The following is a 19,733-nucleotide window of genomic DNA, read 5'->3' as shown; positions in this document are numbered from 1 at the left end:
GTTTGACAGCCCCCGCGGGGATCGTCTGTTAGCTACCGGTGATGCCGACACCGGTCAGTGGTTCAAGATTGGCGGGGAATACCCCTGCCGTTGATAGGCGATTTAGGTAGTGCAGGCAGAGAGCGCAAGCCTTGTAACAGAATCAATTTCAATGCTGTGCAGTCATATGAGATGCACCGGGCCAGCCGATCGCAGGAAGCGGGCTGACCAAAGCGGGAGTGGCGGTCTATATCTTCGGTATGACCGACGCCTTTTCCATGCCCGACGGATTTCGCTACCTGCCCGAATATTTCGGTCGGAACGACCAGGCCGAGCTGATCCAGGCGGTTCTGGGTGCGCTCGCCAGCGCGCCTTTCTGGCGCCCGGCCATGCCGCGAACCGGGCAACCCCTGTCCGTGCTGATGACCAATTTCGGTCCGCTAGGCTGGGTGACCGACAAGGAGAAGGGCTATCGCTATGAGCCGTCACATCCGCAGACCGGCGCGCCCTGGCCGGCCTTGCCGACACGATTGATGCAGCTCTGGCAGGAAGTGGCGAATTATCCCGCGCCGCCGGAAGCGTGTCTGGTTAACTGGTATGCGCCCACCAGCAAGATGGGCATGCATATCGACTGGGACGAGGAGGCAACGGATGCCGCCGTGGTCTCGATCTCGCTGGGGGACAAGGCGCGTTTCCGCCTCGGCGGCCCGAAGCGAGGCGGCAAGACGGCGTCCATGGTCCTCTCCTCCGGCGATGTGGTCGTGCTGGGCGGTGATGCACGCCGCTGTTATCACGGTGTGGACCGGATCTATCCGGGCACCTCGACACTGCTCCGCGAAGACGACTTCCCGGGTGGCGGGCGCATCAATCTGACGATGCGACGGGTAACGATTCCGGCTTCGTCTCCCGAGTAATCGCCGGAGTGTTTCGGTGCTCGTTAGTGTCGCGAACGACTTCAAACCCGCGCGCTTCCGGGCAGTTTTCCCCAGTGAGAAATGATCCGACGGTCATCTCCCTTTCCCACCGGACTTCCGCAATCGGTTGAGCGCGTACAACACGAATATCTGACGGTATGCCCGACAAACCGGACAAGGCCTCGCGGATGCCGACAATGATACTATCCCCAGCCGGGCCATCCTCGATTCCATGCGGCCCGACGATCCGGACGCCGCCCATCGCCAGCACATTGGCCACTTCCGGCTCGACCCGGAAAACCGGCGTTCCCCGGCCGTAACACACCGTGGTGGAATTCGGGTATGAAATCGTCTGATAGCCCGCGATTACGTAGTCCCCGGGAGGGAGCTGCGTCACGTAGGCACTGGTCTGGTACTCCGCGAGCGGCGTTCGGATGTGGACGTAGTTAAGCTCGTTGCCCATCCCGACGGTCAGGACCCGGCGCGGCCCGGAAAAGGCGCCGGCTTCCAAGTCCACGCCTTCCAGAATGAGCATGTGCCCGCGAGCAAGCGAACGGTCGATCAGCACAAGGGCATCGTCGCCGGTCGGGTCGAAGCTGTAACTTGACGGCAAGGTGGATGCGCAACCTGCGGCGAACAGAGCCGCCAAAAACAAAAGTACCCGCATGTATTCCTCCCAGTACACGTCCTCTACGTGTATACTGCTCTCTCACATGTGATCAAACGCCCGGGTTAGACATTGCCCCGATCTAGGCAGTAGGCCTCGTCTTGCCGGACTTGCGGGTAGCCGTATGGCAGCAAGAAAACTCGGTGCGTGGTGTCTGGGTAGGCGATCAGCACCGCAGCCTCCCACTCCGAAACCAGTATGGAATAACGCGTGCGGTCCAATTTTGACATGACGATGTTGTGGCGGTCGGCGACGTCGCTGACATTTTCGTATCCGCCCACGACGCAAATATGGGACCAGGCTGGCCCGGGAAATTGTCGCCAGTCGATGAGCAAATTGGACGTGTCACCACGGTCGAGTGACGCCCGCGACTCGTCGACCCTTTGCATGATCCAGCGATAGTGCGGATCGCTGCGTTGATATCGGAATGGCTTGTAGGCAATCAGCAGAAACGCCGCACTGAGCAGCAGTACGAACCAAAACAATATCCACCGCATAATATTTCCTCGTGCATCCGGTCCGGTGAAGGTTAAATCGAGATCAGGGCACGCACCCCGGCCGCCCCGACCGTCACTATAAATACCGGCAGCATGATCCTGACCACGCGAACCGCCCAGCTTTCGGGCAGGAAGAGGATGTCGCGTACCCAGCGCGGATCATCCTCGGCGACACCGGACCAGCGGCGGGCCAGGGTTTGCAGGATACAGCGTCCGCCATTGAGCTGGAGCCCGACGAAAATACCGATCGGCGGCAGCAGCGCCCACAGGGCCAGTGTCTGGCCCTGGCCGCTCAGGGCATACCAGCCCAGCGGCCCCAGTGTCGCTATACAGACGGCAAAGACAAGGGTGTGAACAAGCTGGAGCAGGAAAAGCGGCGACATGCCCCTAGTGCTGCTCGGGCAGGTCCTTGTCGTCAAGTTCGTCCATCACAGGCATGAAGCGCATATCGGTCATCGGTACAGAACGGCCGTGCTCCTGAACGATCCTGACATGTTTGCGCTTGAGGCCGCGCGGCTCCGATACCCCGCAGGAATGCGCGATCATCTCGACATGTTTGACCACCGTATGCGCGTACTCGGCGACCCGGTCGGCCTTGTCCTTGACCACCAGCCCGCGCTGCAGGCTTTTCTTGTGCGTGGTAACGCCGGTTGGACAGGTGTTTTCGTGGCATTTCAGCGCCTGGATACAACCGAGCGAGAACATGAAGCCCCGCGCGCACTGGACGAAATCAGCGCCGGAGGCGAGCGCCCAGGCGACGGCACCGGGAATGATCAGCTTGCCCGAGGCAATGACGCGGATGCGTTCGCGAAGGCCATGGCGTCGCAGGATTTCCGTGACCATGGGCAGGCTTTCCCGGATCGGCAGGCCGACATTGTCCATCAGCGCCATAGGGGCGGCACCGGTTCCTCCATCGCCGCTATCCACGGTAATGAAATCGGGCGCGCTTTCCTCGCCACGGGCCTTGATGGCAACGGCCAGCTCGTCCAGCCAGCCATAGGCGCCGACAACAAACTTGATACCGACGGGCAGGCCCGACACGTCGCGAATGCGGGCAATCATGTCCAGCAGGTCCTCGACACTGTCGATTTCTGGATGCCTGTTGGGTGAAATGGAGGCCTTGCCCACAGGAATGCCACGGATCCTGGCGACTTCCTTATTGACCTTCTCGGCGGGCAGGATACCGCCCTTGCCGGGCTTGGCGCCCTGCGAGAGCTTGAGTTCGAACATCTTGACCTGGGGCGTGGCGGCGACTTCGCGCAGCTTGTCGTCGGAGAGATTACCCTGCTCATCGCGCACGCCATACTTGGCGGTGCCGATCTGGAAGACGATGTCGCATCCTCCCTCCAGGTGCATCGGCGACATGCCGCCCTCACCTGTGTTGTACCAGACACCCGCCTTGGCCGCGCCGCGCGACAAGGCCCGCACCGCTGGTTTGGACAGGGCGCCGTAACTCATGCCCGAGATGTTGAAGAAGCTGGGCGCATCGTAGGGCGAGCGGGCAAAGGGCCCGATCCGCAAGGGCTTGGTGGCGGCGCCATCATCATCGAGAACCGGAAAGGGGCAATTGACGAAAATGGCGGTGCCGACGGGGGTCAGCGGTTTGGTCGAGCCGAACGGGATGGTTCCACCCTTGCCCTGCGAGGACCGGTAGACCCAGTCCCGTTCGGCGCGGTTGAAGGGCAATTCCTCACGGTCCATGGCGAAGAAATACTGACGGAAGAATTCCCCCAGGGTCGTGAACAGGCCCCGGAACCGGCCCACCACCGGATAGTTGCGACGCACCGCATCGGCCGTCTGCGTGGTGTCGCGTGCATACATCAGGATGGCGATCGCGACGCCAATACCGACAGCGAGAATGAAAAACTGGGTGAGGATGTTCATCACATCCATCGCCCATTGCGGAAGACCCATCATGCCTACAGCCCCAATTGAACTAGGCACATCATGCAAAAGCGCCCGCCGTTTGGCGAGCGCTTCTCGTGGATCTGGCGAATTTTTGAGGCGGCGTGATGGATGGGAGGCGCGATTGGCGGTGAACTCTAACGCGTTGACGTGATTACCTTCACCGGTAAAGTCAAAAACAATCTCAAGGGGAGTGGCGCGTTGTTGCGATTTTTGTATTTGCTGCTCACCCTCTCACTTGTGACGGGCTGTCAGGAAGACTTGGTGGATGCACCAGTCGACCGGCTAACTATTCGTGTCGAACTGGATGAGAACACACAATCCTTCGAGGTTCATCTGGTTATCCCGAGCTCCGGGATTCATGAGTTATGGCTACGGGATATGAGCCGACGCTCGGATGCTTGTCCTGGGGTGGAGTACACCGTCGCTAGGCATGAGAACGCCAACCTTTCCAGTGAGAAGATCAACGATCTACTACTGACTCGCCTGACGCCAAGCCGGCTGGGTTCCATCGAAATCTCCTACAGTGTTTCACCGGTCTCCTCGCTCGAAGGAATATCGCCCGCGATGCTGTCCGAATGCAGCGCAATCCTGGCCTCATCCGACAACATCTTTGCAGATGGGTTAGCGCTGTTTCTTGCGATGCGACCATTTGATGAAAATGGGCAACCGTTTCGGTTTGGGGAAACAGAGATTGTACTAGGTGAATCCCTTCGTGGGCGATCGTCCGTGTTTTCAACAGGGACTGAGCTTGGTGAGGGGCGATGGTTGGTCGAACGGTTCGACGACGCCAGATTTGCTCTGCTCGGTGTTGGTAGTTGGGTCGAAGCATCCATTCATTCGTCTGACCCTGCCAGGGTGGCGATCTACCATCTTGGTGATGAGAGAGCGACGATATCGACGACGACGGAGGGATTCGCGGCTGCCGTGCTGGAGGCTGGGCTCAGGAATTTATCCGAGGCATTCGAAGCGGGCGGACAAGTTTCTGGATACAAAGCGTATGTTTTAGAGTCTAACACGACCGCCGCGCAATTCGGGAGTTATGCAGGAGAGGCCCGTGAGAACGCGCAGATTGCGCTATTTGATGCCTCTATAACCCCGCAGAGGTTATCTTTACTTTTGCTCCATGAGGCAGCCCATACTTGGGTACCTGGAAGGTTGGGGCAGTATGACCCGGCTTCAACGCCGATTTGGATCGGTGAGGGGCTTGCGGAGTATCTGGCTTGGAATGAGTTCGTAGGCCACGGTGTTTCACCTTCCTCAGCAATAATCGCGCGATTGAATGCCGCGCTACAAAATCGGTCAGTGGATCGCACCCCGGAGATTCTTGATTATGATCATGGGGTTTTGGCTGCGTTTCTCGTCCACGTGTATTCGGACGGAGGTTTGGACGGAGATGGGATTGCCCGATTTGTGAGGACACTAATGCTCTCAGCGGATGAGGTTTTGACCGAAGACCGGTTCTGGTCCGCTGTTGAAAGCAATGAGTTAAGAGCGGAAATTGCCGCAGGTTCCACACTTGAACAGCTGTTGCCCTGTCGCATAGCCATTAGCGGCACCGAATTCACACTGGCTGAGGGGCTTTGGCCGACATTTGACACCGGATGGAGCCTATCAGAGCAGGAACCGGGGCTGATTTCTGATGTGCGCGTTGATGGCCCGGCAGCTCTGGCCGGATTAGCGCCGGGCAACACTCTTATTCGCCATGTCAGCGGCGGTTATGGGGATATCCATCATCCAATCGAGGTTTTGGTTGAACGAGATGGTATTACTGGTGTTGTCTCGGTTATGCCTCGCGGTGACACCAGCTCGGAGCCGCATTTTCAATATGTCCAGGACGTGGAAGCGGTCGCCAGCTGGGCCCAGGTGTCGCCCAGCACGAGTTGTCTCAGCACGAGTGAAATGCTGCAGTGAGACCCCAAACAAAAGCGCCCGCCGTTTGGCGCGCGCTTCTCGTGGATCTGGCGAATTTTTGAGGCGGCGTGAGGTCTAGGCCTTCACATCCACGCTGCCGCCTGCGGGGGGTGTATCACCGCCACCGGCCGGCGCACCGGCAGATACCGCAACCATGGCCGCACGCAGAGTGCGCTTGCCGATCGTGTAGCCGATCTGCATGACCGAGGCGATCGTGCCATTGGGCTGATCCGACGGGATCTGGGCCACGGCCTGGTGGATATTCGGGTCAAAGGCCTCGCCCGGTGCCGGGTCGACCTTCTTGATGCCATGGCCTTCCATCTTGGACAGCAGGGCCCGTTCGGTCATGGCCACGCCCTCGATGAGGTTCTTGAAAGCGTCGGACGCGCCATCCAGTGCGCTCTCATCAACAGCGCTGACGGCACGGTTGAGGTTGTCGGCGACATCCAGCATGTCACGGGCAAAGCTGGTGATCGCGTATTCGCGCGTATCGGCTTTTTCCCGTTCCGCGCGGCGGCGGGTGTTCTGTTCCTCGGCGACGGCGCGCAAAAGGCGGTCACGCAGATCGTCCAGCTCGGCTTCCAGCTGTTCCACGGACTTGCCGTCTTCGGTCGTTTCCTCGGCGGCGACAGCCTCTTCGGCAGCGGCTTCCGGGGTCTGTTCCTCATCGGAGATGTTGTTGTTTTCGTCACTCATCTTCGTGTGGTCTCTTTTACTTTCGGTTCCCGTCGAGGATCTGTCCGACCACTCGGGCGGTATAGTCGACGAGGGGGATAACACGGGCATAGTTCAAACGCGTGGGGCCAATTACACCTAACGCGCCGACAATCTGCTGTTCGCTATTCATATAGGGAGCCACGATCACACTGGAACCCGACAAGCTGAAAAGCGGATTTTCCGCACCGATGAACAGGCGAACACCCTCGGCGTCCCTGGCCTTGTCCATCAGGGCGATCAGTTCCTGCTTGCGTTCCAGGTCGTCGAAAAGCAGGCGGATACGTTCCAGGTCTTCGCTGGCCTCGACATTTTCCAGCAGTCGCGCCTGGCCACGCACAATCAGGGCGCGGTCCTCGCCGCTGCCACCCCATTCCGCCAGGCCGCGTGTGACCAGGGACTTCGCGGCTTCATCGAGCGCGGTCTTCTGCTGGGCCAGCTCCTCGGCGATGGCGGTCCGGGCCTCGCCCAGCGTGCGGCCCTTGAGCCGGGCGGAGAGATAATTTCCAGCCTCGATCAGCGTTGCCGGCAGGGTGCCCGCCGGGGTCGGCATGAGGCGGTTCTCGACCGTGCCATCGGCGAAGACGAGCACGGCGAGTGTCTCGACATTCGACAGCGGCACAAATTCGATATGGCGCAGCGGCGCTTCCTGTTTCGGTGTAACCACCAGCCCCGCGCCTCCGGCCAGGCCAGACAGCATGGAGGAAGCTTCCGAGAGCACATCCTCGACCGATTGGGCCGAGCTCATGACCTTGCCCTCGATATTGCGCCGTTCCTGTGTTGACAGTTCCCCGACCTGCAGTAGGCCATCCACAAACAGGCGCAGGCCCATGTGCGTGGGCATGCGCCCGGCGCTCTGGTGCGGGGCAGACAGCAAGCCCAGCTGGGCCAGATCTGCCATCGTATTGCGGATGGAGGCGGGCGACAGTGTCACACGACCGGTCTGGGACAGGGTACGCGAGCCCACCGGCTCACCCGTGGTCAGATAGCTCTCCACGATCTCGCGAAAGATCATGCGCATGCGCTCGTCGAGCGAGGCCAGGGGCGAAGTCGATCCGGTCATGGTCATACAGATGACTTAGGCAAATCCGGCCGGATCTTCAATTCCCATGCGTACAGGCGGCGATTGCTTGATGCGATGGAAAAAGCCCGCTACCAGCTCCCCAACAACACTCTGGAGATATCGATGAGACCTGATGGACGTGTGCGCGACCAAATGCGCGAAGTCACCCTGGAAACCAATGTGACGCGTTACGCCGAAGGCTCCTGCCTGGCCAAGTTCGGTAATACGCACGTCCTGTGTACCGCCAGTGTCGAGAACAATGTGCCGCCGTGGATGCGTGGCTCCAACAAGGGCTGGGTAACAGCGGAATACGGCATGCTGCCGCGTTCCACGCACTCACGCATGCGCCGTGAGGCGACGTCAGGCAAGCAGAGCGGTCGCACCCAGGAAATTCAGCGCCTGATCGGCCGTTCCCTGCGGGCTGTCATTGATCTGCAAGCTCTGGGCGAGCGCCAGATCACGGTCGATTGTGATGTAATCCAGGCCGATGGCGGCACGCGTACGGCAGCGATCACCGGTGCCTGGGTCGCGCTGAAAATGGCGACGGCCTATCTGATCGAGGAAGGCGTGCTGAAAAGCGACCCGGTCTACGGTCAGCTGGCGGCGATTTCCTGTGGTGTGATTGACGGCGAAACCCGTCTCGACCTGGAATACGAGGAAGACAGTTCCGCCGATGCCGATGCCAATTTCGTGCTGACGTCCGACGGCGGCATCGTTGAAGTCCAGGCAACGGCCGAGGACCGTCCGATGGCAGAAGCGGACTTCCTCGAGCTCTTCAGCCTGGCCAAGGCCGGCGTCGCGGAATTGTCTGAAATTCAGCGCGCTGCACTGGAAAAATAATCCCGAATGAGGGAAAAGACAGATGGCGGGAGTGCGCTGGGGGGCTGGAAATGGCCTGCCCGGGCTCTTGGGAAGGGGCGTACCGCGCAGGCCCACTCCCGCCATCTGCATCATTCACACACCGGCGAATGAATTCTGTGTGCGAGGACATCGCGCCTAGTCGGCTGCGTCGTCATCCTCGTCTTCATCGAAGGACAACAAGTCCCCCGGTTGACACCCAAGCTCCTTGCACAGCGCTTCCAGGGTCGAGAAGCGGACTGCCTTGGCCTTGCCCGTCTTGAGGATGGACAGGTTGGCCATGGTGATGCCGACACGGTCGCACAGTTCAGTCAGCGACATGCGGCGCTCCAGGAGCATTCGATCGAGAGTGACGCGAATTGGCATGAGCGGCGCCTCCCTAAATCGTATATTTCTGTTCTTGGCGCATTCTCGCACCTTCACGGAAGACTTCCGCAAATACCAGCAGTGCAATCACTGCGAACCAGCCTCCGAGATTGATGTCCGGAGCGACGTCGAGTTCAACGCCTCCGCCAATCGGCTGGTCGACCAAGGTCAGCAGCATGGCCACGGAACCCTGGAACACATGGCGCAGGATCTGATAGGCGGCGATCGCGATGGCGATGACCTGCAGATGGCCTGCATTTTCCGGCACGAAGGGATCTCCAGCCACAAGGGTTCCGAAAATCCGGCGGAGCCGGTCTATGACGATCATCAGGGCGACGATTTCGGCGACGAGAAGCGGGAAGAACATCCCGAAATCACGTAATGCTGTCAGCGTCTCTGACAATACACCGGGCTGATAGCCCAGGAAGTTCATGATGAATGCAGCGCCGGCCGCGACGAGAAATAGCGAGGCCAGGACCAGGGCGGCCCAGGATAAATACCACGCTACATCGAGCACGATCTTCAAGGCCGAAGCCAGAGATCCGCGTCCAAGTGCTTTCATTCCCTTCCCTTCCTACTCATCGATGAAGATTGGCCTGCGGTCTTCTGTTGGCCGCTGGGCCAATCTCATCGGCTTTGCGAAATCATGCAACCACCGGAGCGATAGCGTAGAACGCGCCTGCAGCAACCGTTACCAGCAGCACGACATTGATGACTGCCGCTGCGAAGTTGCGACTGTTAGAGTTTTCGGGCCTGACCATCTTTCTGTTTCCTTCTACTTGCATCTGACCAATTACCGTTGTCATTCGTGTTTTCAGGACAGTGTCTCCCGTCCTTGTTGTTTATCGATAAATGATATGATTGACGGGTGCAAGCAAAAAATATCGTTTTTCGATATGAATTTTTCGAAATGCGATATGAAGGTGGTCGTAATGAAGCAGCAACAGAACGCGAAAACCTGGGTATTGGCGAGCCATAATCGCGGTAAAATCAGGGAATTAGAGGATATTCTTGCGCCCCGCGGGCTGGAGTTGAAATCCGCTGCTGATATTAACCTCGATGAGCCGGAAGAGACGGAATCCACCTTCGAGGGGAATGCGGCGCTCAAATCCGAGGCGGCCCGCGCCGCTACAGGCCTCGTCTGTCTCGCAGATGATTCCGGGCTTTCCGTGGATGCGCTGGACGGGGATCCGGGTATTTACTCTGCGCGCTGGGCCGGTGAGCCACGTGATTTCGGCCGTGCCATGAAACGGGTGCATGAAAAGCTGGAGGCTTTGGGCGCTGCGGATCGTACAGCGCGGTTTGTCTGTGTGATTACTGTCTCGGAACCCGGTCAGGAAACGCGCGTCTATCGGGGCGAGGTCGAAGGGGAGATCGTCTGGCCGCCGCGCGGCGATGCCGGCTTCGGTTATGACCCGGTCTTCCAGCCCAAGGGGCATGACCGGACGTTCGCGCAGATGAGTTCCGAGGAGAAGAAGTCCATGAGCCATCGTGGCCGGGCCCTGGAGGCGATGATCGCGGCGGAGTTCAAGGCGTGAGCCTCTCCGGCGCACTGGGGCTTTATGTCCACTGGCCCTACTGTGCGCGCATCTGCCCGTATTGTGATTTCAATGTTTACCGGCCCAAGGGCGCCGAAGATGCCCTGCTGGATGCAATCCTGGCAGATATGCGCGGTTGGCGGGAGCGAACCGGTACGCGGCGGTTGACCAGTCTTCACCTGGGGGGCGGCACGCCATCATTGCTCTCACCTGTTGCGCTGGAGCGTATCGTCAGTGCAGCCGCGGAGATCTGGGGATTTGAGGCGGCGCCCGAGATCGGGCTGGAAGCCAACCCCAATGACCTGGCGAGTTTCGCCGACTATGCCTCGATCGGCATGAACCGCCTGTCCATCGGCGTACAGAGTTTTGACGGGAACGCCCTCACCCGTCTGGGCCGGGATCACTCCGTCGATGAAGCTGTTCGCGCCGTTGAGGCGGCGCAAAAGGCTGTCGACCAGGTTTCTCTCGATCTGATTTACGCCTGGCATGGCCAGACCCTCGAGCACTGGCGCGGCGAGCTGGGGCAAGCCGCCGCACTGGGAGTGGGGCATGTTTCACCCTATCAGCTGACAATCGAGAGCGGGACGGCGTTTGGAAAACGCGTGGCGCGCGGCGACAAGCTCGTACTGGAGCCAGACGATGCCGCGGATTTCTACAGCCTGACCGAAGAAGTGCTCGGCGAGGCGGGGTTCGAGCGCTATGAGATTTCCAATCATGCGCAGGACCTGGCCGCACAATCCAGGCATAACCGGCTTTACTGGGAAGGCGGAGACTGGATCGGCGCTGGTCCGGGGGCGCACGGTCGTCTGGGTGCCCACAGCAAGGCTGGCCGAATTGCGACCGAGGCCGCGCGGCGCCCGCAGGACTATATCGACCAGGTGATGTCGACCGGCTGGGGGGTGAAATCCCTTGAGACGCTCAGTGCTGATGATGAACGTACCGAGCGTGTGTTGATGGGCATGAGGATCGCTTCAGGCCTCGACCTGGCAGAGGTTACGGGGTTCACCGGCCTTGGCATTGACGAAGCGGAATGTCAGCGCATGAGCGAGTTGGGATATCTCGTCAGGGATGGCGAGCACCTGTCCCTGACCCGGGAGGGTCAGGTGCTGGGCGACGCGGTTTCGATGGCGCTTATTCCCTAGCCCTCAACCTCTTCATCAAGCTCGATGGGATTGCCGTCCGCATCGACCGGATTGCCGTCTTCATCATAGAAGATCTCCTCGTCACCCGGACGCGGATAGTCTTCCGGCATTTCCAGGCGGAAGAGGGTGTAGTCGACCGGTTTTTCGGTCGCTTCTTCCTCGATGACACCCGCATCCTCGTCACCAATGATGACACGCAGCTGCGGCTCTTCGGCCTCGTCATCGAGATTGGCAAACGGATCCGTCGGGATGGGGAGGCCAAGTTCGATAGCAGCTTCGACTTCACGGGCATAACGCTCGCGTTGCAGCTGTTCGATCAACAGCGGATCAACGCGAGGCTGGTCAAAGCTGAGCGGTGCCGGCTCGATTTCGCGGAAACCGCGGGAACGAACCTCGTAAATGGCCAGTCCACGTTCGATCACACCGTTCTCACCGAAACGGAACAGGCCATCGGCGCCCTGGAAACCCTGTGGGTCCTCAAGCGCCTCGCGGCTGTATCCCAGCTCGCCGCCATCCAGGTGAGCCGCCAGTGCCATGGCGTCATAGGCGAGGCTGGCAATGCGGGAAGCCTCGCTGCCATAAGTCTCTTCATAGGAGGCGTCGAAACGCGCGCGCATGTCCAGGTCAGGGCCGGCGAACCAGCCACCATTGAGCGCCGGCTCGCGCAGCAGGTCCTCGTCATTCCACAGGCCCGTGCCCAGGAAACGCACAACCAGCGGGTCGACCTGCTGGGAAATGAGCAGCGGGCCGAGTGCGCGCAGGCGGGTTCCGCCTTCCGGCAGGATGACGGCCTGGAATGCAGCTTCCGGGTCTGGGATCCACTGACGGCGGCGCAGCTCGTCAGCCTGTTCCGGACGAAGCGGCGGGAAAACGCCTTCGGCCAGCCGTGCAGAGGCGCGTGACATGGCTTCGACATCGCCAGTGTAGAAGGCTTCAGCCGAGACGTGACCCATCGTGTCCGCCGCAGAGTTCTGCAGCGCATTGTAAACCGCCATGCCATAGCGGTTCTGCGAACCTAGATAGGCGTATTTCCACACGCCCCGGCGGGCGGCGTATTCGACGATGCGTTCGACCTCGATCTCCGGCGGGAAGCTCAGCAGGTAGACGCCGTCTCCGGCCGTCGTGGTATCGGTAGAAAAGGCAACAACGGGAACGTCGGACTGGCGGGCGACTTCACCAGCGGCGCTTACCGCAGGGGCGAAGAGCGGCCCGATGATCATGTCGGCGCCATCCTCAATGGCGGCGCGGGCGGCGGCGCGGGCACCGTCTGCTGTGCCCTGCGTGTCTTTCGGGATCAGGACCAGATTGCCACCACCGCGCTCGAATAGCGCCAGCTCCGCAGCGCGCAGCAGGCGGATGGCTTCAGCGCGGGCGCCACCATTCTCCGCGGAGAAGGGCAGAAGGACCGCGACACGGGCGAGATCACGATCCGCCATGTGCGGCGGGATCAGTCCGGTCAGTTCCTCGATTTCGTCGACCGGTTCCGGTTTCGGCTCTTCCACCGGTTCCTGAACCGGAGGCTGGTCGATGATGACGGGTGGCGGAGGCGGGGTGGATGTAGTACCGCAGGCGGCAAGTGTCAGTGATGCGGTCAGGATCAGCGAGCCTGGACGTGTGGCTGATGGCAGACGCAGGCCTGCGTCGAGAACTCGCGAAACGATATCTGAGAACATGACTGGATCACCCCGGAAATTACAGCCCGAAGCTAGCCGGACTGGCCCGAGCGGGCAAGCATTTGAGCCCGGGCTTTATGTGGTTTCAACGCCGATCGGCAATCTGCGCGATATAACCCTGCGCGCGCTGGACGTGCTGGCAGGTGCCGACCTGGTGCTGGCAGAGGATACGCGGGTCACCCGGCGCCTTCTCGATGCCTATGAGATTGATGCCAGACTACAGTCATATCATGACCATAACGGGGAAAAGATAAGGCCGGTCGTTCTTGAGCGTCTGGAAGAAGGTGCGCGCATTGCCATCGTCTCCGATGCCGGCACGCCGCTGATCTCCGATCCGGGTTTCAAGCTCGCGCGCGATGTGATCGAGGCGGGATATGAGGTCACAGCAATTCCTGGAGCCTCGGCTGTCCTGTCTGCCCTCTGCATCGCGGGCCTGCCGACCGACAGTTTCACCTTTGCCGGCTTCCCGCCGCCCAAGACATCCGCTCGCGAGAGCTGGATGGAGGGGTTTGCCACGGCGAAATCGACCCTGGTCTTCTATGAAGGTGCTTCCCGGGTGCCCGACTGTCTGGCCAGTGCCGCCCGGATTTTCGGGGATCGTCAGGGTGCCGTCTGCCGGGAACTGACCAAGCTGCATGAAGAAGCGCGCCGGGGTACGCTGGCTGAGCTTGCCGCCGAGTTCGCGCAAAGTGGCGCTCCACGCGGTGAAGTCGTCATCGTCATCGGTCCGCCCAGTGATGACAGCTGGGACCAGGACCGGATCGACGAGGCACTGGCCATCGCCCTGGCCGAAATGCGGATCAAGGACGCGTCCGCCCTGGTCGCCGAACAATCCGGCTGGCCGCGCCGGGATGTCTATGCCCGGGCGCTGGCGCTGAAAGACGCGAGCCGGTGAGTGCGCGGCGCCAGCGCGCGGAGGCTTTTGGTCGCTGGGCCGAATATTTCGCCATGCTGGTGCTGTTCCTTAAGGGCTATCGTCTGCTGGACCACCGTGCCCGCACCGCAGCCGGTGAAATCGACCTCGTTGCGCGTCGGGGCGATGTGCTGGCCTTCATCGAGGTGAAGGCACGAGCGAGCCTGGACGAGGCGCGCCAGGCGTTGAGTTTTCACCAGACCCGGCGTCTGACCCGGGCGGCGACGATCTGGAGGTCCGGTCGTCCCTGCCTGCATCACCTGGCCATGCGTTATGACCTGGTCCTGGTCGCGCCCTGGCAATGGCCCCGTCATGAACGTGCGGCCTGGGAGCCGGAAGAGCGCATCGCTCGCGATCTCCTGTGACAGGAATTTCCGGCGTGTAAGGTGATGCTTGGGAATGCGTGGTGTATTGATGTGATTCGGGGCGCACGAGATTGACAGGAGAGACCTCCCATGAGCCTTCGCCGAGGCCTGACCAGCATGCTTATTCTGGCCACGTCGCTGCTTGCGGCCTGTTCCACGATCCAGCCGGAGCGATCCATCGGCCGCGAGCTCGATGACGCCAATGCGTCCCTGTCGATCAAGTCAGCGATGCTGCGTACCGAGGGTTTCGCGCTGGAAGGCGTGGATGTCGAGGTCACCGAAGGGATCGCCCTTCTGACCGGCACCGTGCCGCGTGAGGATGACAAGCGCATGGCGGAATGCCTGACCTGGTCGTCTGTGGCCGTGCGTGCGGTCGCCAATGAGATCAATGTCGGCCAGGCGGCCGGTTTCCGCGATCGCACACGCGATGCCTGGATCACCCAGCGGGTTCGGGCGCGACTGCTTTCCGATCGGAATATCCGCAGCGTCAATTTCAACGTCGAAACCTATGGCCACACCGTCTATCTGCTGGGCCTGGCCCGGTCCCAGGCCGAGCTGGAGAGGGCGAGTTCGCATGCGGCCCTGGTGGATGGCGTCACGGATGTGATCAGCTTTGTGCAGGTCGCCGGTACGCCTTCCAGCCTGCCGGCGCGCGGTGAACGCCGGGCGGCGGCATGTGCGGGTGAACCCAATCCCAGTCTTGATCCGGACGTAATCGATCCTAACTCCGGGCCGGAACTTCTCGGCGGACCGGAGAGCAATTGATGAGCCTGCGCGTAGCGGTCCAGATGGACCCGATTGAAACGGTTGATGTTGATGCCGACACGACCTTTGCCTTGATGGAAGAAGCCCAGGCGCGCGGCATGGCGCTCTGGGTCTATCAGCCTGACCACCTGTCCTGGCGCGAGGGCAGGATTGTTGCCCGCGCCCGTCCGGTCACGGTGAAACACCTGCAGGGCGAACATGCGGATCTGGGTGAGGAGTTGGAGCTCGACCTGGCCGAGGATGTCGATGTCATCCTGATGCGCCAGGACCCGCCCTTCGACATGGCCTACCAGACGGCTGCGCACATCCTTGAGGGTCTCAAGGGCAAGACGCTTGTGCTCAACGATCCGGCCTGGGTGCGGTCCAGCCCGGAAAAGATCATTCCGCTGGACTATCCCGAGCTTATCCCGCCGACGCTGATCAGTCGCGACGAGAAAGCCATTCGTGCTTTCCGGGAAAAGTATGAGGACATCATCATCAAGCCACTCTATGGCAACGGTGGTGCTGGCGTGTTCCGGCTCAAGCCGGGTGACGGCAATCTGGCCTCGCTGCTGGAGATGTTCTTTGCACAGTCTCGCGAACCGCTGGTGACGCAGGCCTTCTTGCCGGCCGTGTCTGCCGGCGACAAACGTGTCCTGCTCATCGATGGCGAGCCCGTGGGGGCGATCAATCGCGTGCCGCAAAAGGGCGAGACCCGATCCAACATGCATGTGGGCGGCGTTGCCGAGCAGTCCGATCTGGATGAGCATGATCTACGTATTTGCGCGGCGATTGGTCCGATGCTGAAGGAGCGCGGCCTGGTGCTGGTCGGCATTGATGTCATCGGCGGCAAGCTGACCGAGATCAATGTGACCTCCCCGACCGGTGTCCAGGAACTCAAGCGCTTTTCCGGTATCGATACCTGCGCGCGTTTCTGGGATGTCGTCTCCGAAAAAGTGTCCTGACGGATTTAAACACGCTTGACGTGTAACCTGTGATTGTGATGCACTCCTCTGGCTCGACAGGGCTGGAGGAAAGGCATGGCGTCCAGAACCTTTGCAGTCGCGTTCGAAGGTGCCGAAGCCCGGCTGGTGGATGTCCAGGTCCAGCTGGCCGGTGGCTCTCAACCCATTTTCTCTGTTGTTGGACTGGGTGACAAAACCGTGGCCGAGAGCCGGGAGCGGGTGCGCGCAGCCTTTTCCGCGCTTGGTTTGTCCATGCCGTCACGGCGCCTGATCGTGAACCTCGCCCCTGCCGATCGTCCCAAGGAAGGCTCGCATTTCGACCTGCCGATCGCGATCGCCATACTCGCCGAGATCGGCGTGGTGCCCAAGGATGTGGCGGAGGAACATCTCGCTTTTGGCGAGCTTGGCGTCGATGCCAGCATCAATCCGACCCCGGGTGCCCTGCCGGCTGCCATGGCCGCCAGCAGTGCGGGTCGTGCACTCATCTGTCCCGAGGCCAGCGGCCCGGAAGCAGCCTGGGCGGGCGGTGAGCTGGCCATTCTGGCGCCCGCGTCGATCATCCAGCTGATCAATCATTTCAAAGGCACGCAGATGCTGGCGCGACCGGCGCCGGGCGAATTGCTGGAACCGACGGATCAGCCGGATCTGCGCCAGGTGAAAGGCCAGGAAAGCGCCAAACGAGCCCTCGAAATCGCTGCAGCGGGCGGGCACAACCTGTTGATGGTTGGGCCGCCCGGGTCGGGAAAGTCCATGATGGCGGAGCGCCTGCCCGGGCTTTTGCCGCCTCTGGCTGCGGACGAATTGCTCGACGTCTCCATGATCCATTCCGTTGCCGGTCTGATCGAACGGGGCAGTCTGACCCGGCACCGTCCCTTCCGGTCGCCGCACCATTCGGCCTCCATGGCGGCGATGGTGGGTGGTGGCACCAAGGCCAAGCCGGGAGAAGCGTCACTCGCTCATCGCGGCGTATTGTTCCTGGACGAATTGCCTGAGTTTCACCCGCAGGTGCTCGACAGCCTGCGCCAGCCGCTGGAAACCGGCTCCATCACCGTCGCGCGGGCCAATGCCCATGTGAACTACCCGGCACGCTTCCAGTTGATAGCGGCGATGAACCCGTGTCGCTGTGGCGGCGGTGGCCAGGACGGCGTCGCCTGCAAGCGCGGACCGCGCTGTGCGATCGACTACCAGGCCCGGATCTCCGGCCCCATGCTCGACCGCATCGACCTGCAGATCACCGTCCCGCCGGTCACTCCGGCGGACCTGGCCCTGCCACCGCCGGAGGAGGGAACGCAGCAGGCTGCGGCCCGGGTGCTCAAGGCCCGTGAGGCCCAGCTTGAGCGCGGTTTTCTAAATGCGCAGCTGCCAACCGACCGCCTCGACCATGTCGCCGAGCCGGACCGGGCCGGTCAGGATCTGCTCAACCAGGCCGCCGCCATGCAGGGCCTGACAGCGCGCAGTTATCATCGTGTCTTGCGCGTGGCCCGAACGGTCGCGGATCTGGACGGATCGGAAGCAGTGCGGCGCGTCCACATCGCCGAAGCCCTGGCCTGCCGCCGGGCTCTGGCCAATGCCGCCACCGCAAGCGTCTGAAATCATGATGCTGACGACGCTTCGTTAACCCGAAACAGGTTAGACCGGATGGGTCATGACAAAAAAACCGTCCGACAATTCCGGAAGGTCCCCGTTTTCGCGCCCCAAATCCGGCGTGGAGACAGGGCTGACCACATTCCTGATGACCGCCTTCGACTCGATGGGCGAGCTGGTGCTGATGCGCGGCTCCAACGGCCGGGTCCTGCACGTGAACCGGCCCTTCCTGGAGGCTTTCGGAGGCGATGCGGGCGACTGGGTCGGACGCTGGTTCTCAGTCGCTCCGCCGCTCAAGGAAGACGGTTCCCGCCGTTATGAAATGTTGATGCGTACGCGCACCGGTCCCTTGTGGATCGAGTGGGACGAGCGCCAGATGGATGGCGGTATCGGCGTGATCTCGGTCGGACGCGATATCACCGCCCGCCGCGAACACCACGACAATCTGGAAGCCTCCCAGCGCGCCAAGAACATGTTCTTTGCCGCTGTTACGCACGAGCTGCGGACGCCGCTGGCCGGGACGCTGGGTGTTGCACGCCTGCTGGAAGCCACGCCGCTGCAGCCGGACCAGGCGGATTATGTGCGCTCGCTTTCGGCCTCGGCAGAACACGCGCTGGAAATGATCGACGATATACTCGATCTTTCGCGCCTTGAGGCCGGCAAGCTGAATCTGCGCCCCGAGAGTGTCGATGTCGCGGATCTTGTCCGCGAAATCATCGAGCTGGCCGCGCCCAAGGCTCATGAAAAGGGCCTGGAGATCGGTGCGGTCTTCACCTGCGACGCGCCGGCGCAGATCACGGGTGACGCTGCGCGGCTCAAACAGGTCCTGTTCAACCTGATCGGCAATGCCGTGAAATTCACCGAGACGGGTGGGGTTCGCCTGGACATCTCCAATGCGCCCTGTCCGGACGGCAAGCCGCGCCTGTCCATCGCCGTCAGTGATACCGGCCCGGGCATTTCCGAGAATGACCAGGCCGCGCTCTTCGAGGAATTCGAACGCGGTGCGGCCGAGCGTGAGGGCAAGGAGGATGGCGCTGGCCTGGGCCTGGCCATGGTGCGCCGCCTGGTTGAAGCCATGGGGTCCGCCATGGGCCTTGAAAGCGAGCTGGGTCAGGGCTCGCGCTTCTGGATCACGTTTGAACTGCCGGTGGAGCGCTGTGTGTCCGATCAACCGCTCGCGGGCCGTGAACTGGCGGTGGCGGTGGCTGACCCAACCATGCGGTCCATTCTGGTCGACCAGATCGAAGCCCTGGGCGGGCATTGTTTCGCCATTGATAATCCCAACCGGCTTGCTGCGGCCTCGGGCCGCGAACTGCTCATCGACTGGGCCTGGTTCGACCGGGTGGTCGAGGCCAGCGCCGCGCATTCCTGGGTGCTCGTCACGCCGGCGGAAAAATCCAGGATCGCTGAAGGATTGCCGGAAGCGATTGACGGCTGGTTCGTCAAACCCCTGCGTCGCTCCACCCTGATTGCCCAGATCACCGGACGCCCTGACAGGATTGTGAAGACACAGGTCCAGCCGGAACTGGTCGAGCTGGACAAGCTTCGTGTGCTGGTCGCCGAGGATGACCCTGTGAACGCCCTTATTGCTCGCAAGACACTGGAACGGCTCGGAGCGGAGGTCGAGGTTGTCGAGAGCGGTACGGCTGCCCTCAAGGCGCTGGAACAACTGTCCTTTGACGCCGCCCTGCTGGACCAGCGCATGCCCGGCATGGATGGCCCGGAACTCGCACGCATGGCCCGGGCCAATGGCTGGGATATCCCGCTGATCGCCCTGACGGCCAATTCCACCGAAGCGGATCGCCAGGTCTGCCTGGATGCTGGAATGGATGAATTCCTCACCAAACCTGTCGACCCGGTAATCCTCGGCGACACCCTCAAGCGCTTGTGCAACAAGGAAAAACGGTCCAGTTTGGGTTAGATTTCAGACGA

The 19,733-nt window shown here is 61.4% G+C and carries 20 protein-coding genes; 11 read left to right on the top strand and 9 right to left on the bottom strand.

Features of this window, described 5'->3' with window-relative positions:
* Positions 1 to 239: 239 nt before the first annotated feature.
* Positions 240 to 893 (top strand): alpha-ketoglutarate-dependent dioxygenase AlkB, encoded by a 654-nt coding sequence (locus tag SIC17_RS07995; RefSeq protein ID WP_412545027.1) that lies wholly within the window; start codon positions 240 to 242, stop codon positions 891 to 893.
* Here the strand turns inward: SIC17_RS07995 and SIC17_RS07990 are convergent.
* The 4 genes from SIC17_RS07990 to SIC17_RS07975 form a co-directional block, all read right to left on the bottom strand.
* Positions 844 to 1,560, bottom strand: coding sequence for a hypothetical protein (locus tag SIC17_RS07990; RefSeq protein ID WP_412545026.1), 717 nt, complete (start codon positions 1,558 to 1,560; stop codon positions 844 to 846). The two genes, SIC17_RS07995 and SIC17_RS07990, sit on opposite strands and share 50 nt — an antisense overlap.
* 65 nt (positions 1,561 to 1,625) lie before the next feature.
* The gene (locus SIC17_RS07985) at positions 1,626 to 2,045 is read right to left on the bottom strand and encodes a hypothetical protein (RefSeq protein ID WP_412545025.1); all 420 of its coding nucleotides are present in this window, start codon (positions 2,043 to 2,045) and stop codon (positions 1,626 to 1,628) included.
* 44 nt (positions 2,046 to 2,089) lie between these two features.
* Entirely contained in the window at positions 2,090 to 2,440 is a 351-nt protein-coding gene (locus SIC17_RS07980) for a hypothetical protein (RefSeq protein WP_291890905.1), read from the bottom strand.
* A 4-nt stretch (positions 2,441 to 2,444) separates the two neighbouring features.
* Positions 2,445 to 3,974 carry an FMN-binding glutamate synthase family protein gene (locus SIC17_RS07975; protein ID WP_412545024.1) on the bottom strand — a complete coding sequence of 510 codons (1,530 nt, stop codon included), beginning with the start codon at positions 3,972 to 3,974 and terminating at the stop codon, positions 2,445 to 2,447.
* A 138-nt stretch (positions 3,975 to 4,112) separates the two neighbouring features.
* Between SIC17_RS07975 and SIC17_RS07970 the strand changes: the two genes are divergently transcribed.
* Positions 4,113 to 5,876 (top strand): hypothetical protein, encoded by a 1,764-nt coding sequence (locus SIC17_RS07970; protein WP_412546903.1) that lies wholly within the window; start codon positions 4,113 to 4,115, stop codon positions 5,874 to 5,876.
* A gap of 75 nt (positions 5,877 to 5,951) precedes the next feature.
* On the opposite strand, the gene grpE is transcribed toward SIC17_RS07970, so the two are convergent.
* Entirely contained in the window at positions 5,952 to 6,572 is a 621-nt protein-coding gene (gene grpE, locus SIC17_RS07965; protein ID WP_412546902.1) for a nucleotide exchange factor GrpE, read from the bottom strand.
* A 16-nt stretch (positions 6,573 to 6,588) separates the two neighbouring features.
* Entirely contained in the window at positions 6,589 to 7,659 is a 1,071-nt protein-coding gene (gene hrcA, locus SIC17_RS07960; RefSeq protein ID WP_412546901.1) for a heat-inducible transcriptional repressor HrcA, read from the bottom strand.
* A 117-nt stretch (positions 7,660 to 7,776) separates the two neighbouring features.
* On the opposite strand from hrcA, the gene rph reads away from it, so the two are divergent.
* Positions 7,777 to 8,493, top strand: a complete 717-nt coding sequence (gene rph, locus SIC17_RS07955) for a ribonuclease PH (RefSeq protein WP_412546900.1) — start codon at positions 7,777 to 7,779, stop codon at positions 8,491 to 8,493.
* 156 nt (positions 8,494 to 8,649) lie between these two features.
* On the opposite strand, the gene SIC17_RS07950 is transcribed toward rph, so the two are convergent.
* Both SIC17_RS07950 and SIC17_RS07945 read right to left on the bottom strand, forming a co-directional pair.
* Complete coding sequence (locus SIC17_RS07950; protein ID WP_291890899.1) at positions 8,650 to 8,877, bottom strand: helix-turn-helix domain-containing protein; 228 nt, start codon at positions 8,875 to 8,877, stop codon at positions 8,650 to 8,652.
* Positions 8,878 to 8,890: 13 nt separating this feature from the next.
* The gene (locus tag SIC17_RS07945) at positions 8,891 to 9,439 is read right to left on the bottom strand and encodes a DUF2975 domain-containing protein (RefSeq protein WP_291890898.1); all 549 of its coding nucleotides are present in this window, start codon (positions 9,437 to 9,439) and stop codon (positions 8,891 to 8,893) included.
* A gap of 370 nt (positions 9,440 to 9,809) precedes the next feature.
* Here SIC17_RS07945 and rdgB point away from each other — a divergent pair, with 370 nt between their 5' ends.
* Together rdgB and hemW are read left to right on the top strand one after the other, a co-directional pair.
* Positions 9,810 to 10,415, top strand: coding sequence for an RdgB/HAM1 family non-canonical purine NTP pyrophosphatase (gene rdgB / locus SIC17_RS07940; RefSeq protein WP_412546899.1), 606 nt, complete (start codon positions 9,810 to 9,812; stop codon positions 10,413 to 10,415).
* A complete protein-coding gene (gene hemW / locus SIC17_RS07935) occupies positions 10,412 to 11,557 on the top strand; it encodes a radical SAM family heme chaperone HemW (protein ID WP_412546898.1) in 1,146 nt (381 codons plus the stop codon). Before rdgB ends, hemW begins: the two co-directional genes overlap by 4 nt.
* Here the strand turns inward: hemW and SIC17_RS07930 are convergent.
* Positions 11,554 to 13,230: a penicillin-binding protein activator gene (locus tag SIC17_RS07930; protein ID WP_412546897.1), complete on the bottom strand. Its 1,677-nt coding sequence runs from the start codon at positions 13,228 to 13,230 to the stop codon at positions 11,554 to 11,556. The genes hemW and SIC17_RS07930 overlap by 4 nt on opposite strands.
* On the opposite strand from SIC17_RS07930, the gene rsmI reads away from it, so the two are divergent.
* From rsmI to SIC17_RS07900, 6 genes are all read left to right on the top strand, one after another.
* Entirely contained in the window at positions 13,229 to 14,125 is an 897-nt protein-coding gene (gene rsmI, locus SIC17_RS07925; protein WP_412546896.1) for a 16S rRNA (cytidine(1402)-2'-O)-methyltransferase, read from the top strand. The two genes, SIC17_RS07930 and rsmI, sit on opposite strands and share 2 nt — an antisense overlap.
* Complete coding sequence (locus SIC17_RS07920; RefSeq protein WP_412546895.1) at positions 14,122 to 14,508, top strand: YraN family protein; 387 nt, start codon at positions 14,122 to 14,124, stop codon at positions 14,506 to 14,508. Before rsmI ends, SIC17_RS07920 begins: the two co-directional genes overlap by 4 nt.
* A gap of 90 nt (positions 14,509 to 14,598) precedes the next feature.
* A complete protein-coding gene (locus SIC17_RS07915) occupies positions 14,599 to 15,273 on the top strand; it encodes a BON domain-containing protein (RefSeq protein WP_412546894.1) in 675 nt (224 codons plus the stop codon).
* The gene (gene gshB, locus SIC17_RS07910) at positions 15,273 to 16,217 is read left to right on the top strand and encodes a glutathione synthase (protein ID WP_412546893.1); all 945 of its coding nucleotides are present in this window, start codon (positions 15,273 to 15,275) and stop codon (positions 16,215 to 16,217) included. The genes SIC17_RS07915 and gshB overlap by 1 nt, the downstream gene beginning before the upstream one ends.
* Positions 16,218 to 16,292: 75 nt before the next feature.
* On the top strand, positions 16,293 to 17,807 hold the full coding sequence (locus SIC17_RS07905; RefSeq protein WP_412546892.1) for a YifB family Mg chelatase-like AAA ATPase: 1,515 nt from the start codon (positions 16,293 to 16,295) through the stop codon (positions 17,805 to 17,807).
* A gap of 55 nt (positions 17,808 to 17,862) precedes the next feature.
* Positions 17,863 to 19,722 (top strand): ATP-binding protein, encoded by a 1,860-nt coding sequence (locus tag SIC17_RS07900; RefSeq protein WP_412546891.1) that lies wholly within the window; start codon positions 17,863 to 17,865, stop codon positions 19,720 to 19,722.
* Positions 19,723 to 19,733: the final 11 nt, after the last annotated feature.

The organism is Maricaulis sp. MIT060901 (genome assembly GCF_047123815.1).
Lineage (GTDB): Bacteria > Pseudomonadota > Alphaproteobacteria > Caulobacterales > Maricaulaceae > Maricaulis.
Note: the sequence above shows the minus strand (reverse complement) of the source record. Positions and strands in the feature narration are given on the sequence as shown.

Excerpts from the sequence above, each read along its gene's own strand:
- rsmI (WP_412546896.1), top strand. The coding sequence starts at position 13,229 with ATGACTGGATCACCCCGGAAATTACAGCCCGAAGCTAGCCGGACTGGC.
- hrcA (WP_412546901.1), bottom strand. The coding sequence starts at position 7,659 with ATGACCATGACCGGATCGACTTCGCCCCTGGCCTCGCTCGACGAGCGC.
- rdgB (WP_412546899.1), top strand. The coding sequence starts at position 9,810 with ATGAAGCAGCAACAGAACGCGAAAACCTGGGTATTGGCGAGCCATAAT.
- gshB (WP_412546893.1), top strand. The coding sequence starts at position 15,273 with ATGAGCCTGCGCGTAGCGGTCCAGATGGACCCGATTGAAACGGTTGAT.
- SIC17_RS07990 (WP_412545026.1), bottom strand. The coding sequence starts at position 1,560 with ATGCGGGTACTTTTGTTTTTGGCGGCTCTGTTCGCCGCAGGTTGCGCA.
- SIC17_RS07950 (WP_291890899.1), bottom strand. The coding sequence starts at position 8,877 with ATGCCAATTCGCGTCACTCTCGATCGAATGCTCCTGGAGCGCCGCATG.
- SIC17_RS07930 (WP_412546897.1), bottom strand. The coding sequence starts at position 13,230 with ATGTTCTCAGATATCGTTTCGCGAGTTCTCGACGCAGGCCTGCGTCTG.
- SIC17_RS07915 (WP_412546894.1), top strand. The coding sequence starts at position 14,599 with ATGAGCCTTCGCCGAGGCCTGACCAGCATGCTTATTCTGGCCACGTCG.
- SIC17_RS07905 (WP_412546892.1), top strand. The coding sequence starts at position 16,293 with ATGGCGTCCAGAACCTTTGCAGTCGCGTTCGAAGGTGCCGAAGCCCGG.
- SIC17_RS07900 (WP_412546891.1), top strand. The coding sequence starts at position 17,863 with ATGACAAAAAAACCGTCCGACAATTCCGGAAGGTCCCCGTTTTCGCGC.
- SIC17_RS07980 (WP_291890905.1), bottom strand. The coding sequence starts at position 2,440 with ATGTCGCCGCTTTTCCTGCTCCAGCTTGTTCACACCCTTGTCTTTGCC.
- rph (WP_412546900.1), top strand. The coding sequence starts at position 7,777 with ATGAGACCTGATGGACGTGTGCGCGACCAAATGCGCGAAGTCACCCTG.
- SIC17_RS07995 (WP_412545027.1), top strand. The coding sequence starts at position 240 with ATGACCGACGCCTTTTCCATGCCCGACGGATTTCGCTACCTGCCCGAA.
- SIC17_RS07945 (WP_291890898.1), bottom strand. The coding sequence starts at position 9,439 with ATGAAAGCACTTGGACGCGGATCTCTGGCTTCGGCCTTGAAGATCGTG.
- SIC17_RS07975 (WP_412545024.1), bottom strand. The coding sequence starts at position 3,974 with ATGATGGGTCTTCCGCAATGGGCGATGGATGTGATGAACATCCTCACC.
- grpE (WP_412546902.1), bottom strand. The coding sequence starts at position 6,572 with ATGAGTGACGAAAACAACAACATCTCCGATGAGGAACAGACCCCGGAA.